The organism is Staphylococcus caledonicus, assembly GCF_016238465.1.
GTDB classification, from domain to species: domain Bacteria; phylum Bacillota; class Bacilli; order Staphylococcales; family Staphylococcaceae; genus Staphylococcus; species Staphylococcus caledonicus.
This window is the reverse complement of record NZ_JABTXV010000002.1, coordinates 1-17616: the sequence shown is the minus strand read 5'-3', so window position 1 is coordinate 17616 and position 17616 is coordinate 1. Positions and strand designations below refer to the sequence as shown.

Annotated in this window: 17 protein-coding genes and 2 pseudogenes; 2 read left to right on the top strand and 17 right to left on the bottom strand. The window is 29.6% G+C overall.

What is annotated here, in order from left to right:
* Positions 1 to 14 precede the first annotated feature (14 nt).
* From HS848_RS06715 to HS848_RS06690, 6 genes and pseudogenes are all read right to left on the bottom strand, one after another.
* The gene (locus HS848_RS06715; RefSeq protein ID WP_198611714.1) at positions 15 to 116 is read right to left on the bottom strand and encodes a type I toxin-antitoxin system Fst family toxin; all 102 of its coding nucleotides are present in this window, start codon (positions 114 to 116) and stop codon (positions 15 to 17) included.
* Positions 117 to 212: 96 nt separating this feature from the next.
* Entirely contained in the window at positions 213 to 527 is a 315-nt protein-coding gene (locus HS848_RS06710) for a DUF4176 domain-containing protein (protein WP_198611713.1), read from the bottom strand.
* The gene (locus HS848_RS06705) at positions 515 to 1186 is read right to left on the bottom strand and encodes a DUF443 family protein (RefSeq protein WP_198611712.1); all 672 of its coding nucleotides are present in this window, start codon (positions 1184 to 1186) and stop codon (positions 515 to 517) included. The genes HS848_RS06710 and HS848_RS06705 overlap by 13 nt, the downstream gene beginning before the upstream one ends.
* 22 nt (positions 1187 to 1208) lie before the next feature.
* Positions 1209 to 1577: a hypothetical protein gene (locus HS848_RS12710; protein ID WP_232806114.1), complete on the bottom strand. Its 369-nt coding sequence runs from the start codon at positions 1575 to 1577 to the stop codon at positions 1209 to 1211.
* Between the two features lie 17 nt (positions 1578 to 1594).
* Positions 1595 to 2197 (bottom strand): hypothetical protein, encoded by a 603-nt coding sequence (locus HS848_RS06695; RefSeq protein WP_198611711.1) that lies wholly within the window; start codon positions 2195 to 2197, stop codon positions 1595 to 1597.
* Between the two features lie 83 nt (positions 2198 to 2280).
* Positions 2281 to 2571: pseudogene (locus tag HS848_RS06690) on the bottom strand (ATP-binding cassette domain-containing protein); the annotation flags it as partial.
* Between the two features lie 356 nt (positions 2572 to 2927).
* On the opposite strand from HS848_RS06690, the gene HS848_RS13030 reads away from it, so the two are divergent.
* On the top strand, positions 2928 to 3242 hold the full coding sequence (locus tag HS848_RS13030) for a CPBP family intramembrane glutamic endopeptidase (protein WP_408642066.1): 315 nt from the start codon (positions 2928 to 2930) through the stop codon (positions 3240 to 3242).
* 416 nt (positions 3243 to 3658) lie between these two features.
* Here HS848_RS13030 and HS848_RS06680 read toward each other — a convergent pair whose 3' ends face one another.
* The 4 genes from HS848_RS06680 to argF form a co-directional block, all read right to left on the bottom strand.
* Positions 3659 to 3754, bottom strand: coding sequence for a type I toxin-antitoxin system Fst family toxin (locus HS848_RS06680; RefSeq protein ID WP_198611709.1), 96 nt, complete (start codon positions 3752 to 3754; stop codon positions 3659 to 3661).
* A gap of 321 nt (positions 3755 to 4075) precedes the next feature.
* Positions 4076 to 5020: a cation diffusion facilitator family transporter gene (locus HS848_RS06675; protein WP_198611708.1), complete on the bottom strand. Its 945-nt coding sequence runs from the start codon at positions 5018 to 5020 to the stop codon at positions 4076 to 4078.
* Between the two features lie 360 nt (positions 5021 to 5380).
* A complete protein-coding gene (gene arcC, locus HS848_RS06670) occupies positions 5381 to 6313 on the bottom strand; it encodes a carbamate kinase (RefSeq protein WP_198611707.1) in 933 nt (310 codons plus the stop codon).
* 17 nt (positions 6314 to 6330) lie between these two features.
* Positions 6331 to 7329, bottom strand: coding sequence for an ornithine carbamoyltransferase (argF, locus tag HS848_RS06665; RefSeq protein ID WP_198611706.1), 999 nt, complete (start codon positions 7327 to 7329; stop codon positions 6331 to 6333).
* Positions 7330 to 8085: 756 nt separating this feature from the next.
* Between argF and HS848_RS06660 the strand changes: the two genes are divergently transcribed.
* On the top strand, positions 8086 to 8898 hold the full coding sequence (locus HS848_RS06660; protein WP_198611705.1) for a CPBP family intramembrane glutamic endopeptidase: 813 nt from the start codon (positions 8086 to 8088) through the stop codon (positions 8896 to 8898).
* A 413-nt stretch (positions 8899 to 9311) separates the two neighbouring features.
* On the opposite strand, the gene HS848_RS06655 is transcribed toward HS848_RS06660, so the two are convergent.
* The 7 genes and pseudogenes from HS848_RS06655 to HS848_RS06625 form a co-directional block, all read right to left on the bottom strand.
* Positions 9312 to 10187 (bottom strand): CPBP family intramembrane glutamic endopeptidase, encoded by an 876-nt coding sequence (locus HS848_RS06655; RefSeq protein ID WP_198611704.1) that lies wholly within the window; start codon positions 10185 to 10187, stop codon positions 9312 to 9314.
* 67 nt (positions 10188 to 10254) lie between these two features.
* On the bottom strand, positions 10255 to 10593 hold the full coding sequence (locus tag HS848_RS06650; protein WP_198611703.1) for a nucleotide pyrophosphohydrolase: 339 nt from the start codon (positions 10591 to 10593) through the stop codon (positions 10255 to 10257).
* Complete coding sequence (locus tag HS848_RS06645) at positions 10586 to 12316, bottom strand: DUF2075 domain-containing protein (RefSeq protein WP_198611702.1); 1731 nt, start codon at positions 12314 to 12316, stop codon at positions 10586 to 10588. The genes HS848_RS06650 and HS848_RS06645 overlap by 8 nt, the downstream gene beginning before the upstream one ends.
* 174 nt (positions 12317 to 12490) lie before the next feature.
* Positions 12491 to 13395: pseudogene (gene rarD, locus HS848_RS06640) on the bottom strand (EamA family transporter RarD).
* A gap of 252 nt (positions 13396 to 13647) precedes the next feature.
* Entirely contained in the window at positions 13648 to 15351 is a 1704-nt protein-coding gene (locus tag HS848_RS06635; RefSeq protein ID WP_198611701.1) for a DUF2357 domain-containing protein, read from the bottom strand.
* The gene (locus tag HS848_RS06630) at positions 15335 to 17251 is read right to left on the bottom strand and encodes an McrB family protein (RefSeq protein ID WP_232806113.1); all 1917 of its coding nucleotides are present in this window, start codon (positions 17249 to 17251) and stop codon (positions 15335 to 15337) included. Before HS848_RS06630 ends, HS848_RS06635 begins: the two co-directional genes overlap by 17 nt.
* Positions 17244 to 17616: hypothetical protein (locus tag HS848_RS06625; protein WP_198611699.1), on the bottom strand; the 373-nt coding region annotated here is incomplete at its 5' end. The genes HS848_RS06630 and HS848_RS06625, both read right to left, overlap by 8 nt.

The following is a 17616-nucleotide window of genomic DNA, read 5'->3' as shown; positions in this document are numbered from 1 at the left end:
TGGCTAAATATCACCTATTTTTTCTTATTGTTACGTGTACGTAGCCATTGCGTAAATAACGTAACAACACAACCACTGATAACAGTGGTTATAATATGGACAAGAGCCTCGACCATTTGATATGCACCCCCTCTCTACGTCAAAATTGACGCCTGAGAGATATAGGCGACTTTTATATTTGAGTTGCATACGGCTTCCAATAAAGAATTATATTAAATTAAATCAAAATTATCTTGTTGTTTAATAACTCCTCGTTGAATATTGCTATCTAAACTATCTTTCATTTCTTCAAATAATTCTTGGAATCTTATCTCATCTTGATCAGAATAACCATTAAAAATCACTTTATCAATATTTTCTTCGTTAAAATAGTATAGTTGATCCTCTACTGCACCGATGGGATATTTACATGCTGCATAATCAAACATATATTGCTGATTATCTATTTCGACTATAGGACCTCGATTAATAATCATTAATTTCTGAGAACCGTCTTTTAAATATATAATACTCCCTATTGTTTCCATTTTATACCGCCTATCTTTCCATCGATTTCAGTTTGAGCGTATAAAAATACGTTTTGAAATAAAATAAATATCAAAGTCATTGTAATCCCAATAACAAAAATAATATTAGTACGTTCCAATGTTAATAATCCAGCTATACTTGCACTGAATAAAAATACAAAAATAATATAAAAAAAGATATTTTGAAATACGTACTTTATATCGGGTAATATAAATGCATGCGCCTGTACCTCAGTTAATCTAATATTAAGTTTAACCATTTTCTTTTTATCAACTATATATTTAAATATACATACGGGTAATATAGTTAATAATAATAAAAATATATTTATATAAATGTTCGTTGTGAAATTCAAACTGTCAAGTATAAACCTTGTTAGAATAGCAACCAAAAAGCTTAAACCTGCAACAAAGTTTGTTAGAGAACTTCTTTTTTCTTCTTTCTCTTTAGAAGTGAAAATAGTTTTAATATAGCTAAGGTCTTCTTTTTGTACTTCCATCAATGACTTTCTTGTTGCATAATTTAATAATGGAAAAATATAAGTTAACTTATTTTGATTTAAATCAATAATATAATGTGAATTTTTGTAGTGTACTAATTTATACTTACTGTTCTTTTCAATAGTCTCTATCTTTATTTTTTCGATGAATTCTCTCATTCCTTTATCAAAATATTAATTTTTACCAAGTTTTCATAGGATTCAATGAACTTCTTACATTATTTATTGATTGCCCTACTTCTCCTTTAACATAATTAGATAAGTCTATAACAATATGAGAAATTTTAGTTGCTTTATCTTTAGTGTTTCTGATAATTTGATTTGTGCTAATTTTATAGTCTTTGATAGTAACAACTGTATAATGTTGAGTATTATTTAATTTGGAAACACCATTAACTATAGAATTCGCTATTATAGAAACTACCTCATCCTTATTTAAATTTTTGCTTATATTTTTTACTTCAATGTATCCATTACTTATCATTTTGCCCTCAAATTCAAGCTTACTTTTTTCTAAAGCATAGAGTTTTTCAGCTTTATTACTTACCAAATTAAAAGCTGGGTCTATTAATTTTTACCAATCCAACTTGTCCCATCTTTTAAACCAAAAATATCATTTTTATACATTTGATCTACAAGATATGTTAAACCGATTCCACCAACAATTGCCCAGCCTATTGGATTTGAGAATAGTAATCCTGAACCTAGAAAAGTTCCTAAAGTTCCAGCCCCTAATAACAACCCATTATGTGCCACAACTTCACCAATTGTTTTATTATCTTCTTTAATATCTGTATATAATCCAAAACCAAAACCTAAGCTTCCCATAACATGTCCACCATATTTACCTACCTTGGCAATACCAACGCCATAGTCTTTAAACATTCTACCATTTATAGTTAAATTAGGATTTTTAGATAGATATTTACCATACTCTTCTAGAAGTGTGGTTGAGCTATCTACAGTTAAATCGCTAGAAATATCATTTTCATTATCTTCCATGTATTTTCGAACGCTATTAGATAATTCTTTAGAATGCGTTTGTTGTTGGTAGATTAGGATAGTAAACAAATCATTCTTACTCAATTTTTTACCATCTTCAACTTTTTGATTAATCTTTTTCATTCGAACATCAAGGGCTTTTTGTTGGCTAACTTGTGCCCATTCCATTTCTTTACCAAATGGGATATGGAAAACTTGTTTGCCTGGCTTCCAAGCCGTTTTTGCTTGATTAATTCCTTGTTGAACAGTATTTTAGTTTCATTTAGTAACTTAATATTGTCATACCCTGACATGAAAGGGTATATTCCAGGACTTTCAATTAATGCACCAATATTACTTTTTTTCTTTAATTTCAGTTACCTTAAAGTTTCCCTCTTGATAACTTGAGTATCCTAATATTACTTTCATCAAAGATGTTTTTCCTGCTCCATTTGCTCCGACAAGACCAATAATCTGCCCTGAATTCAAGGTTAAAGAAATATTTCAAGAATAGTTTTATTACCTATCTTTTTGGTTAAATTTTCTACAGTTAAAATATTCATATAATTATCTCCTTTTCTTTGAAAATGATCAATTCACAAAATTAGTTTTAACGTATCATAAACTTTTTTAACTCTTCTTGAATAATGAGATAATTGACTATAATAACTTAAAAAATAAAGAAAAATGTAGCAATAAGATCCTTACAACTATTTTAATAAAATATTATATAGTCAATAATTAAACTACTTCTTATTTTCTCTATAAATTAAATAGAAAAAAGTTAGCATAGCTGGGATTAAAATAAAAATAAATGTACTCATTTTAAAACCTCCTAATATTTTTATTTAATTGTGCTATAAAATATTGTATCATATAAGTGTGAATATTTAAGTTTATAAAATATTTATAATAAACTATATGGAGTTTTAGAGATAAGACAAATCAATATATAACAAATATCTTATTTATATTAGTCTCTACATTGTTATTTTGGTCAATACACTTAGCTCAATCACTTTTAATGTCATTGACTCATCTTTTTGCTAGTGTTACATTAGCAATTATTTTTGTAATAACCAAAAATTTATTTATAACAATAACGATACATGCTCTAAACAATTTAATTAGCTTCAACCATATTAATGAAATACAAACGTATAAGTTATTATCGGTGTTGTTAATTATTTCAATAATTGTATTTTCTTTTAGCAATATCAAAGAGAAATCTTAAACATTACATAACGTGACAGGTATTATCAATATTTTAATTATTAATTTAAAAAGATAACCAGAATAAATAAACTGAAAATTTAAAAAATATTATCCTGGTACTACACCGTAACAGGATATTTTTAATAAGAGAACTCTATGATGAGTTCTCTTATTTGTATTATTTAAATCTTTAAAAAGCGAGGTAAAATATAATGGATACCTTTACTTCTCTATCTAATGGAGTAATTCGAAATAAAGTTTATAAATTGGTAGGCCCTGTCAATAACCTTCCTCCTTTAATAATTCTTCTACTTTTGCATTTCTCTATACTATGATGTTATAATACGTTTAACGAAGATTATATGCATATATGCACCAAACCCCTCACTACTCTCAATAGTGAGGGGTTTTTTTGATGCGGCTTAACGTCGCCTTCTATTTATTGCGTTTACTACTAAGCCAGTAAGTAAAGTACGCAACTGCACAGCCACTAATGACTGGTGCAATGATATGCACGAAGATTATAAGCATATTAAGCACCTCCTCTCAACGTTGAAATTAACGTCTGAGAGACACAGACGACTTTTATATTATACTATCTTATATATCTTAGTTGTATAAGGTTTCCGATAAGTAACACTATGTTAATATAATAATTTAATATTAGCGTTATCAATCGAAAAAAATTCAATATAATTTTGTATCCTATCCATTAAAGTGTTATAATACACTTAACAAAAAAGTCTAGCATTTTATGCACCAAATCCCCTTACTATGTTCGTAGTAAGGGGATTTTTAAGTAATAAGCACTAGCTAATTAACCTACAGTTCGTGTAATATAATTCTAAATCATTAATCCTGCTTATGCTTAATCTCATCAAAATAAGGCTCATCAAGATGATTAATATCCAAATGTTCTATTTGTAGTGTCGTATGTGCTAATCCATACTTTTCTTTTAATAATGCTTCTATAGCATTGATATGAACAAACGCCTCTTTACTACTTTTACTATCTAAAACGATATGTGCACTTAGAGAGTATTGGTCTGTGGTAATGCCCCATAAGTGAAATTCGTGAACATCTATAACTCCAGGAACAGTCTTAATTGTCTTTATAACATCATCAGTATCTAAATCTTCTGGCACAGACTCCATTAATATCATCCAAGCATTACGCACAATTTTGTAGCCACCTCTAAAGATAATGATTGAAATTAGCATACTTAATATAGGATCGAACAACTGAATACCCGTGAAATGTATTAATAATACTGCTAAAATCACGCCAACTGAATTTAATAAATCTCCAATAAAATGCCATAAAGCACTTTGAACATTTATGTTTTGTTCATTCTTTAAAGAGCGCATTAGAATAATAGTTAGTATGATATTTACGACTAAACCAATCGTAGCGACAACAAGCATTAAACCACTTTCAACTTGTTTAGGATAGACGATACGCATGATAGCTTCATAAAAAATACCAATAGAAATCACTGATAAAGCTAAACCATTTAAGAAAGCTGCCAACACTTCAAAACGCAAATAGCCATAAGTGAACCGTGCTGTCGGCTTACGACTCGCAAAGTAAATGGCTAACATAGATAATCCTAATGCAAGTACATCACTTAACATGTGAAATGAATCAGACAATAAAGCTAAAGAATTAGATAATAATCCTCCTGCAAACTCTACAATTGTAAAAAACAACGTAATTAAAAGTGTTGCCCATAAAGTCAATTTAGATTGCTTTTGCACCTTACTATGCTCTACATGATGAAAATATACTTGTTTCATCTATGTCCCCCCTTTTAATTTCTTTAATGTAAGACATCTTTACTTTCCAATAACCTTAATTTTGAGTTCTTTTTTAAAAAAGATGAGATTATTTAATATTTTATTCCGTATATATTCAAATACGCGTACTTTATTATGATGTTATATTTAAATCAACAAAATTCCTAGTATATACCCACCAATTCACTCGCTATTGCCGTAGTGAGAGGATGTATCGACTCTACCTTAAATCATTCCCTTTAATTTTTAAAAAACCTGAGTTTAACTATGTAAATCACATACGTTAAGCTCAGGTTTTACTTATTTATTAAATATATAGAGGGGTATTATCATTGTGTCAAAAGTTAAACTATCTAATACTTATTTTTTAATTAATGTACCAATCTTACCATCTAACGCATCTCCCAAATCTGCTAATGATGTGATAAGCACACTACCTTCAGGATGTTTCTCGATGAATTGTAACGCAGCTTCAACTTTAGGAAGCATACTCCCTTTCGCAAATTGATTATCAGCAATATATTGTTTCATATCAGCCACTGACACTTCGCCTAGACCTTTTTGATTATCTTTTCCATAATTAATATAGACATAATCCACTGCCGTTAAGATAATCAACTGGTCTGATTGTAAATGAGCCGCTAATAAGGCGCTTGTTTTATCTTTATCAATTACGGCATCTACGCCTTTGTAATTGCCTTGTTCTTTAACAACTGGAATACCGCCACCGCCTGCTGCGATAACGAGTGTTCCATGTTTGATAAGTGTTTCGATGCTTTCTAATTCAACGATATTAATTGGTTGGGGAGAAGGCACGACGCGACGATAACCACGTCCAGAATCTTCCACAAATTGGTACCCTTTTTCCTGGATTGTTTTATCTGCTTGTTCTTTTGTGTAGAATAAGCCGATTGGTTTCGTTGGATTGTTGAACGCTTGGTCATCTCCTGCCACTTCAACTTGTGTGACAAGCGTCACCACTTGCTTATCAATACCTAAAGAATGTAATTCATTTAATAAACTTTCCTGTAATTGATAGCCAATATATGCTTGGCTCATAGCACCACATTCTGGAAATGGGAACGGCGGACCTTGTTCATGTTCAGCAGCATAATTTAATCCTAAATTAATACTGCCGACTTGTGGCCCATTCCCATGACTAATGACAATTTCGTAGCCCTTATCAATTAAGCTGACAAGTGATTTCGCTGTTCCTTTAACTAACTCTAATTGCTCTTCAGGTGATTGTCCTAAGGCGTTACCACCTAAAGCCACTACTATTTTTTTAGACATAGGCAGGTCCTCCTTATTTATTCTCCTAAAGTTGCAACCATCACAGCTTTAATTGTATGTGCTCTATTTTCAGCTTCTTGGAAGACAACAGAGCGATCACTTTCAAACACTTCATCAGTAACTTCCATTTCAGTTAAACCATATTTCTCTTGAATTTGTTTACCGATTGTAGTTTCAGTGTCATGGAATGCAGGCAAGCAATGTTCAAAGATTGCGTGTGGGTTGCCAGTTTTTTCCATCATTTCTTTCGTTACACGGTAAGGTTCTAACAATTTAATACGCTCTTCCCAAACTTCGTCAGGCTCACCCATAGACACCCATACATCCGTATAGATAACGTCTGAACCTTTTACGCCTTCATCAATATTATCAGTTACTAATATTTCGCCACCGTGTTGAGCAGCAGTTTCTTTACAACGTTGCAATAAATCGGCTTTAGGATTTAACTCTTTAGGACATACAAGGTGGAACGTCATTCCCATTATAGCTGCACCTTGCATTAATGCGTTGGCTACATTATTACGTCCATCGCCAACATAAGTGAAATTAATCTCATGATATGGTTTTTTCAATACTTCTTTTGCTGTTAAAAAGTCAGCAAGTACTTGAGTAGGATGATCTTCGTCAGTTAAGCCATTCCATACAGGCACACCTGAATATTTAGCTAGTTCTTCTACTACACGTTGTGAGTAGCCACGATATTCAATACCGTCATACATACCACCTAATACACGACCAGTATCTTTGGCAGATTCTTTTTTGCCCATTTGGCTACCAGTTGGTCCAAGATATGTGACATGTGCGCCTTGATCATAGGCTGCAGTTTCAAAGGCACAACGTGTACGCGTAGAATCTTTTTCGAAAATTAAGGCAATGTTTTTACCTTTAAGTTTCTGCTGTTCGATTCCTGCATATTTCGCTCTTTTCAAGTCCTCAGATAAGTTAAGTAAAAATTCAACTTCCTGTTGCGAAAAGTCTAAAAGTGTTAAAAAACTTCTATTTCTTAAATTTTTCATCCCGCATAACTCCTTTGTGATTAATTTCACGTTTATTGTAAACGATTGCAAATTTTAAAACAATGAATATAAAATTTATTCTGATATTATTATTGTTAAAATGACAAAAAAATTACACTTACACTATATTTGCAATTTTATTTAATCAATAGTGCTACAATAAAGATGATATGGTGTATTTCTACAATTATATTATTACACAAAAATAGAAATTATAGAAACAAAAGCAAACGCTTTCTAATTATTTTCTTTTCTCAAAGAATATAGTTTGAATAGAAATTAAAATTAAATGGGAAATTTTTTTATTATAAAATGAGAGTAATAACCTTCAAAATTTAAAGATTACTGTTGAGTGGAAAGTAAAAATGATACAGTTATTCTATTTTTATAAAACCTATGCCTCTATTTCATCAAATGCGTAACTTTATTACATATAACGACGTACTTTTTTATACTTTATCGCCTTTAATTCAAATGAATCAGACGGTGGTATAATAAGTCCGTCGTTTGACCTTCAGACGTCTACTGGACGCAGAAGGAAGGTTGGTATTATGTTGTAATTTATGATGTAATTATACACCATTATTAACTTTAGTGCAACAACTTACTTATTCTTCGCCACACTTTAATTATCGATGAGAATCTACAAAACACCATTTTAAGACGTGTTAGAGAGCAATTCTATGTATGGTATGATGAAAATATACCATGTACGATTGGTAACATCATTAAATATATAGAAAGTAGGTTAACACTTTGGAACAAACTATGGATTCAACGCGTACTTCAAGTACTCAGGCAACTCAGAATCAAGAACCACTAGAACCTAATCATCAAAAGTTGGTTAAACCGAAAGGCAATCGATTTCTTAACGTTTTAATTTTTATATTCTTTATGATTTTTGTTCAAATTCCAGCAATATTAGCACTATCAATTTTAGGACTCACAGTGGCTAAAGATAGCATAGGTTTAACCATTGGTCTATCTGTCGTTTTCATTATCGTCTCAGTGTTTGTGATTTGGGCAGTGAGAACATATTATCGTCGTCATACATATGAAAATATACATTTGAAATTACAACCTCGAGATGTTGGGATCGATATCCTTTGGTTCTTCTTATTGCGTGTAATGGCAATTGGTTTATCTCTACTAATGGGAGTTGTATACGGCCAATCACAATCTGCCAATGATAAAGCATTAATGAAGAATTTAGAACGCATTGATCATCTAACACCATCAATTATTATCGCCTTAATCGTTTTCTTTATAGCGATTACTTTTGTCGGACCATATTTAGAAGAACACACTTTCCGAGGCATTTTCAAAGAAACTATCTTTAAAAGAGGCGCATTCGTGTTGCCATTAATTCTATCATCGGCCATCTTCTCTATTAATCATGCTTCAGGAAATATTATCGGCTTCTTGATGTATATGTTAATGGGCATGGGCATGTATATGGCCTATCAACGTCGTGGTAGCTTGAAAGATAGCATTCTTGTACATATGCTTAATAACGCTTCAGCTAGCATTACCATGATCCTTGGACTAATTTATATTATTTTGAAATAAAGGTTCATTTCTACACAATTTTTAAAAAGATATTAAATTTATACATTTTATTGTTAAAAACAGTTTTAAAACAAAATAAACGGGTAAAACAAGCTAGATACATAAATTAAGTATCTATTTGGGATAACTTGGCATTATTTATAATGTGCCGGAGAATATATACTCTTTTCTTTTTCAAATTAGTTTGTACTAGACTTAGACTTCCTTAAATTTAGAGTACATTTATCAATCACCAACATCCCATACAATAAAATGTAACCCTGTCATACATTTTATTAAAACCCAAACATTTGTATATTCCCAAAAAAGGCTTTATGGCCAATACACTTATAGTCCTCCCAATGCTATAAGTGTATTTTTATTTGGAAAAATAAAGACTCGCCCTCTAACCTTTTAGAGAACAAGTCCTTAAATTAATTATCATAATTAATAGTTAGCGTTCCTGAGTTCTTCATTTTCAAAATTAAAGCTATAGCAATCAAACTTAAAATAATAATTCCAATGATGCCTGTCGGTCCTGAAATAAGAGGATTAAACACAGTTTCTTTTGTCGTAAATGTTGTTAGTGTACTGGAAAACTGATTTAAAATCCCATGTAAAATAGCTGGCACGAAAATATTCTTTGATTTGAGGTAACTATAATAAAGAATGATGCCTAATGGTATACACATACAAATCATTAAAAGATTTCCTAAAATTGGATGGTTAGGATAATTATGTCCCATTAATATTAAAGGTAAATGCCATAATCCCCATATTACGCCACCGATAATTAAACCTTTCGTCAGACCAATTCTTGTTAGTTGCGGATACATGAAAGCTCTCCAACCTAACTCTTCACCTAAATAAGCAATTATACTAAAAACTATACCTATAGTAAGGTTAAGTGCCAAAGGAATAAGTAAATTAATTAATACAGGCGCATGCGGTAAAAACACGAAAATATCTGACATTCGCTCTTGGAGTTCTGATTGGTTTAAAAATTGAGATGGATTAATTAAATATGATACGCCATATATGATAACCATAATGCCAATCATACATAGTGGATAGATAAACCAATATTTTAGCTTGCCCAATCTTAAAGCGAAAAACTTCCAAAACTTCTGATTGCGATGATAAATTAACCACACTATAATCGCTGAAATCGCAGGTAGTAACATTGCTAGATTAGCTATTATAGCAAATGCCTGTAAACCACCTATCGCATAAATTAAACCTTCTAATCCGTACGTAAGTATAAACACTAAAACAATATATGTAATTAATGATCGATTAAAGGTGCGCATATGCCCTCCTTAAGTAATATAAGATTTACTTTAAGGTTAACATAACAAATACAATTCATCCCTAGCATCACAATTCATCGTATTTAGCATTGTTGTTTTTACTTTTTTCAACTGGATATTTCTCTGCGTTTTTTCTTAATTTTTTGCGTATAATCTCATTTATATCAAAATCTAAATTATCGGCAAGCATATAACTGTAAATTAAGACATCTGCTAGTTCCTCAGCTAATCTTTCTTGTTTATCTTGTACGACTTCTTCAGATGATTTCCATTGAAATAGCTCAAGTAATTCTGCCGCTTCCAAACTGATAGATAAAGATAAATCCTTTTCATTATGAAATTGTCGCCAATTGCGTTCATCTCGAAAATGATTGATTTCTTTTAATATGTCTTTTGTTTCATTCATTATTTTCACCTTTTGCTGCGTTTTTTAGTGCTTCTCTTAATTCTTCGTCTACGGCGTAAATGTAGAGCCCATTTACTCCACGTGTTAACAATACATTCAATTCATTTTTAAGTAACATATCAGAAAAATGTTGTTTACTACCATCGTCTAACGTTCTTCTCTGTGTTGCTTTTTTATTCGCACTACTGTCTGCATCAAATATTAATTTACCGTTTCTGTATTTCACTGACGGCCCAATTACTACACCAGCAAAATTTAAATCTAAGCCTTGTATTGTATAGGTTGAACCAATTTCATTTAATGTACATTCTTTTTCAATCCAAGGCAATTTCGACTCTCTTCTGTTACTTTTTAACTGGTTATTCCAAGGCATAGACCAATCACCTATGCTTACTCTCCAATAATCACGGTCTTTTGGCGGTTTTGAGTTATAGTACCAATCAAATGTAGCAAGCATTCTTGATATACCACTGTCAGTATTTTGAGCCTTATGTCTGATAGCTTTTTCAAGTTCATCAGGTGTATCAAAAATCTTTATTTCATAACCCTTTTCATCATCAGGAATATGATTAATAGTTTGATCATCGATTAGATTTCGTATCCAATTAATTGTTTTCTCATCACTATTAATGCGCATTTGATTTCTTAACGCAACATGGTTATTCTTACTTTTAGCTTTTTCAAAATAATGTTCCAACTTATCTTGTTCCCAAATCTGTTCAGTAGTGAGCACTTGTTTTAAATCAAATACAATAACGACTACTTTTGCGCGTTCTAATAAATCCTCAAGGTGATTTTTACCTCTATAGCTTTGTTTTCCTTGTGTTAACAGTAAATGTGCTTCATCTACAATTACAACATCCACTTTATCTTCGGGATAATGATTATTAATAAAGCTAGTTGGTTTTCCTACAATACTATTATTTCTACTCGAAATTCCTAACTTAGTTGCTATTTGATTATAGATGATTACATGCTCGTCATGATTGACTAATAAATGAATATCAAGATTTCTATCTAAGTCTAAATTATATTTACCTAGTTCATAGAGAAGCGTACTCATTAATACCGTTTTCCCTGAACCTGCTTCCCCTTCTACAATGATTAATTGGCTTTCTTCTTCTGATAAGATAGCTTCTTTAATCTTAATCATAATTTCTTCTTTTGCGTTAATTTGTTCTTGCGTTAGTTTATGAAAAGGAGACGCTTTAAATATTGCTGAATCTTTAATAATACTTTCAATTGGAAAGAGTGATTTATTCTTCTTATTTAATGATTTCCATATGTCAGAAAATATTTCATCTAATTTTTCAGATGTATAATATTCATTTTGTTGGTTGGTTCTACTGTTATGAACCCGTGAGATGTTGTCGACACTTAACAAATATTGCATAAGTCTATTTTCAATATCTAAAGTTAATGACTTATTGAAAAGTTCATGTCCTATGACATACATAGAAGAGTTTTTTGATTCGGAAAAGTCTTCCCAAAATGTTTTTACTTTAGTATCTGCATTCAAATGTTGTCTCGTTCTATTTCTAATATCTGCCGTTTCGCCTACATAAACTTCAAAATTATTTTCCTGTTTTTTATCATTTATTATGTATACTGTTGGATACCTTAGTAAAAACTTACCGTCTGTAGATGTTTCCCAATCTTGTACTGAATTATTAAGGTTCTCCATCGAATACTGTATATTTTCTATTTTTAGCATTTTGCCCATATTATCACCTGTTTAACCTATCCTCTATTACTATCTATTTTATCAATTTTTGTAGTAATTTTATCCACTTTTTCAAAAACTTGTGATAAAAATTAAAATATTTTACATAGAATTGAATTAAAAAAGGAATTCCTACGTTATATAGAAATTCCTTTACGATGTATTAAATTCTCATTATTGTGGTCTAGCGTTACGTTTCATTTTCACATATTGAGAAATACTATATAACGCGATACCAACCCAAATGAATATAAACGTAATCAATTGATGAATATCGAATGGTTCTTTAAAGGCAAAGATGCCTAGGATAAATATTAGCGTTGGGCTGACGTATTGAATAAAGCCAGTTAATGATAGTGGAATACGTTTAGCGCCTGCTGAGAATAAGATTAGCGGCACTGCCGTAATCATTCCTGAAAAGAGAAGCCAGAAGCTATCCATATTTATACCTACTGAACTTTGACTTGTTTGCCATAGGTAAGCCATGTAAATAAGACCCGCTGGCGCAGTAACGATACATTCTATTGCGATACTACTCATTGCTTCAACTCGCACTAATTTTTTAAGCAAGCCATAAATACCAAATGAAAATGCTAGCATTAGTGAAATAAATGGAAACTCGCCGACACGAATGGTCATGTAGACTACGCCAACCATCGCAAAGATAATGGCCAACGTTTCAAACTTATTAAATCTCTCTTTTAGGAAAATGAACGCCAATAGAATACTTACTAATGGGTTAATGTAATAACCTAAACTTGCCTGTAGCACATGTCCATTTGACACTGCCCATATGAATGTTCCCCAGTTTATCGTAATAACGTCCCCCGCAATGATAATCACGATAAGTTGTATCGGATGTGAAACTAAATTTGTTATGTCTCGCTTAAATGTGTTCGTTTTCTTCAAAATGAAGATCATGAGCACCATAAAAATCATTGATAACACGATACGATAGGCAAGAATTTCAAACGCACTTATTCCCCCTATTAATTTCCAGTAAATAGGAAGAACTCCCCATAGCAAATGCGCCCTAACGCAAACAAGACTCCTTTTTTAAATTCAGTATTAGAATCCATACCCACACCTCCCAATTGTATTTCCACGGAAATAAAGTATTAAGATTATCGTACCAATAGTTACACCAATTGGATACATGTAAGACCTACAAAATTAGAATTCTTGCTTATTTTAAGTACAAATTCTCAATTTTAGACAACCCGCACTATACAGCCACACAACCCGAAGTCTAACTTATTCATATTCTTCTATTCATATATCATAAAAAAGTTTCTATATAAAATAGAAACTTTTTGGTATTATTTATTATTTTAATTATTATAAGTATCTTCATAAAGCTCTATCATATCTTGAATTTCGTTTTTAATCATTTTCACAAAACCGTCTTCAATATTATTAGGACTAAGTTCATAAAACTCTATTCCATATTCTTTTTTTAAATTATTGGTTTTGTGAGAATTTTTTTCGTCTTTAGGAAATAACACTACTACTTTATTGATAATTCTATGGTTTTTCCGTTTATATTCTTTAGCACCTTCTAAGTGATATATTGAACTAGGACTATCTTTGTAAGCAAACAATTGATCTAGAGACCCTTTATCTTTGTGAGTGATATTACTCAATTTTCTATATTTAACATCAATAGGTATACTTTTTAAAAATATGTGGTTAACAAATATATCTATTCTTATATCTGGTTTATTTTTTCTATTACTAGTATATAGTGGATGCGATTTACTTGTTTCGCTACTTTTCCCTTTCATTTTAGAGTTATAGTGAATATTAAGACTAATTTTATCTTTTTTTAATTTAACTATAGTTTTTTCATATAACTCTAATTCAGGTTGTTCACTATAAAGCCACCCATCTATAGGCTCATAGTTTTCTTCTATTAATTTTAATAATACTTGGATGTAACACCATATTTCATAAAGTTCATCTGTTCTTTTCCATGAGTTCTGAATGATTTCTGAAAAAACTATGTCTAATTTAGTTTTATTAAACTCTTTTACCCATTTAAATATTGTGTTGTAATTATAATCCATTAGGGCTGCTTTATTCGGTTTTATTGAATCACTTTTACTTAAAGTATTAATCCATTCTTCTCTTAATAAACTTATAATTGTATTTTTTATTGTCATAATTTGTTTATTAATAATATAAACATTATTTCTCACTCTAGTATTTCTTATTATATTAGTTTGAAATGTTGGTTTTTCTTCTTTCAAATCTTTTAATGTTGATTGAATACTATTTAATTCTTTTAATAATGAAGTTAATTTAGTTTTCAACCAAATATTTTCTGAAATATTATAATTTATATTTCTTTTATACGAATATAAATAGTTTTTCATATGTGGTGAACTACTATGTTTTTTTATACTATTTTTGTCTATAAGCGCTGTAGCATTTTTATTAATCCAATTATAATTCTTTGATACTTTATGTCTTGGATTAGTTTTAATAAAATTTAATGAATGAACAATCTGTTTATAATTTTCCATTAAATAATTTATTTTTTCATAGAAATTCGAATCATTTTTAGTTTGTATTGCTTTTGAATTAGTTTTATTAATTAAAGAACGCGAAAGACCATTTGAAAATTTATCAATTTCTTTGTAAAGTTGTTTCCACTCTAATCCATTAATATGTTTTGGTTCAATTTCAATAATAGAATAATATGTTTTCTCATCTACAACCTTAAATAAATAATAACCGGGGACTAAGATGTTATTTATATTATTACTATCTATTAGAGTAACTTCGCCGTTAAATAAATATTTATTTTTATTTTCATCGTATATCAAATTTTCATCTTCTAAAACATCAAAACCATCAAAATACAATTTAACTTTCTCTTGATTCATCACACTTAGGTGATGATACTCTTTAACTTTTACTATATCATTTTCAAAATCTATACTTTGGATATCTTCAAAAAATTTTAATTCAGTTTTAAATTCAGAATTTAGCCCCACATTTATTTTCAACTTAATATTAGAAGGTATAACCATTCAAATATAACTCCTTAGCTTTTGCTATGATATGTCTTTTTGTTTCTTTAAAATCAGAAATATCTTTATATTTTTCTATTAAACCAATTAATTCAGAAGAGCTAACTTCTTTAGTAGTAGGATCATAATTCCCTATTATTTCTGTTAACTCCTCGCTTGATCCTCGTAATTTAGTTAATATTCTTTGAACTATTTGCAAGTCCAATCCTTTTTCAAAAGTTAATGAATCTTGATTATCAGGTATGTTTTTCAAATAAGAGTCAATTTGTTTAATGACTCGTGGTCCTATTCCAAATTGATCGTGAATAGTAGTTAATAAATTATGAAATTCTTGTAAAAAATTAATTATATTCTCATCAAATGCTATTGCTTTATCATTATTTACAAAGCTTTCTATATATTTATTTGCAAAATCAACATCTGTTTTAATAGTAATTTTTTCTTTTTTAGTTATCTTTACTAAATCTTCAAATGGCATTACTTTTAAATTTATTAAGTTTGCTCTATCTAATACTTTATTCGAAAAATGATAAGTTGTGTCATCTACATTTGCTGTACCTACAAATCTTACATTTTTCCCAATAGTTATTTCATGCTTATATTTTGTAGAATTATATAATTTGCCCCCCAATTCTTTATTATAAAGAGTAAGCTTTCTATTATCTCCGTCAGATTCTAAAATTGATAAGAACTGAGAAAAATAGTGTTCTATTCTTGCTAAGTTCATTTCATCAAAACATATAATATACAACTTATTTTCATTTTCTTTTTCTGAAGCCGCAATGAGTGTGTCTACCAATCCATGGTCGTCAGGACGATAAATCATATTTAATGTATCAGCATATCCAATTATGTCAGTATCATCAGTCCAACTAGGACTAACTGGGATAAATTTAAAACTACCTTTAATTTTCAAAGCTTCAGTATAGGCTTTGACTAATTTTGATTTCCCAGTACCACTCATACCAGATAAAATAACTAAATTAGATGTTTTCATTGCTGTATGAAAATTTAACACATCTTCCTTTTTATAAATTAATTTCAATTCAGTTAATTTAGCAAATAGATAGTCTAAAAATTCTTGTTCAAATTTCTGGTTATTTATTTCTTTTTCGCTATCATTCATCTTGATTACATTCTTATTTTCTTCATACAATCTTTTCTCAATATTTTGACTAAGTTCAGTTGATATATAAACTATGTTATAATCAGTCTCAATCAAACTTCTATAATCTTCCTCATTCAATTTAATATATTTGATTTCGTTACTAAAATCATAGTTGAAACCTTCTAAATTAAAGTATTCATAATCATTTATTTCACCAATTACATTTATATCATTATTATTATCTTTATAAAAAATATATTGTGGTACATCTTCACGTTCTTTTGAAATATTCTTTATATTTCCCAAAGCCTTATTATTTTTTATATTATTTAAAAATTCTTCTAAATTATTGCTTTCTTTTGAATTTTTTTGGTTAAATAATGGGATTGGATGTAAACTTTGATTTCTGTCTAAATCTTCAGATTGTTTTTCAATAGATTTTATAAGTCCGTTATAATAATACTTATTTAAATAAGTATAATCTTCTTTTTGTTCTACATTTAGTAAAATAAATTTATCATCTATATAATCAAGGAAGTCATCTACTCTTTCATCTTCGCTTTTAGTGGGATCATCGGTATAGAAAGCTGTAATATGACTAGCAAAACAAGAAATGTATCTTGTCTTATTATTTTCTTCTGGATAATCATACGGAGTGGTTGAAATAATTTTTACATAAAATTGTATATCATTATTTTTGTTAATAAATATCCTCTCTTTATCATAAGTCCGTTTAATTTCATCACTAGTTGCAATCACACCAATTAAATTTACACTTTCCCAATTATTCATTTTCATCCGCCTTTTTTATAATAGAAATTAATTCTTCTCTATTTTTTATATTTATCACATCAGTTTTTTTCAGAACTTGTCTACTTACATATGTTGTAACATTTGGTTTAAACATATAATATGTATCTTCCGGTCTTTTATTATAACTACTAATAAAATTTTCACTTTCATCAGAACTGTAATTTCTTATTAATTTATTACAAATTGAATATAAATCTTTTGGAATACCAATAATATGTATTTTCTTTTTGAAATAAACTTTGTATTCTTCATTTTCAACTTTTAAATTACTATTTTCTATTTTATATTTCTCTAATTCTTCAATATAATTTTGTACTTTTTTATCATTTTCACTCATTTTATCC

Coding starts and splice junctions, on each gene's coding strand:
- HS848_RS06715 (WP_198611714.1), bottom strand. CDS start 116: ATGGTCGAGGCTCTTGTCCATATTATAACCACTGTTATCAGTGGTTGT.
- HS848_RS06630 (WP_232806113.1), bottom strand. CDS start 17,251: ATGAATAATTGGGAAAGTGTAAATTTAATTGGTGTGATTGCAACTAGT.
- argF (WP_198611706.1), bottom strand. CDS start 7,329: ATGAAAAATTTAAGAAATAGAAGTTTTTTAACACTTTTAGACTTTTCG.
- HS848_RS06695 (WP_198611711.1), bottom strand. CDS start 2,197: ATGGAATGGGCACAAGTTAGCCAACAAAAAGCCCTTGATGTTCGAATG.
- HS848_RS06635 (WP_198611701.1), bottom strand. CDS start 15,351: ATGGTTATACCTTCTAATATTAAGTTGAAAATAAATGTGGGGCTAAAT.
- HS848_RS06645 (WP_198611702.1), bottom strand. CDS start 12,316: ATGGGCAAAATGCTAAAAATAGAAAATATACAGTATTCGATGGAGAAC.
- HS848_RS06675 (WP_198611708.1), bottom strand. CDS start 5,020: ATGAAACAAGTATATTTTCATCATGTAGAGCATAGTAAGGTGCAAAAG.
- arcC (WP_198611707.1), bottom strand. CDS start 6,313: ATGTCTAAAAAAATAGTAGTGGCTTTAGGTGGTAACGCCTTAGGACAA.
- HS848_RS06650 (WP_198611703.1), bottom strand. CDS start 10,593: ATGAATGAAACAAAAGACATATTAAAAGAAATCAATCATTTTCGAGAT.
- HS848_RS06680 (WP_198611709.1), bottom strand. CDS start 3,754: ATGCTTATAATCTTCGTGCATATCATTGCACCAGTCATTAGTGGCTGT.
- HS848_RS06655 (WP_198611704.1), bottom strand. CDS start 10,187: ATGCGCACCTTTAATCGATCATTAATTACATATATTGTTTTAGTGTTT.
- HS848_RS06705 (WP_198611712.1), bottom strand. CDS start 1,186: ATGAGAGAATTCATCGAAAAAATAAAGATAGAGACTATTGAAAAGAAC.
- HS848_RS06710 (WP_198611713.1), bottom strand. CDS start 527: ATGGAAACAATAGGGAGTATTATATATTTAAAAGACGGTTCTCAGAAA.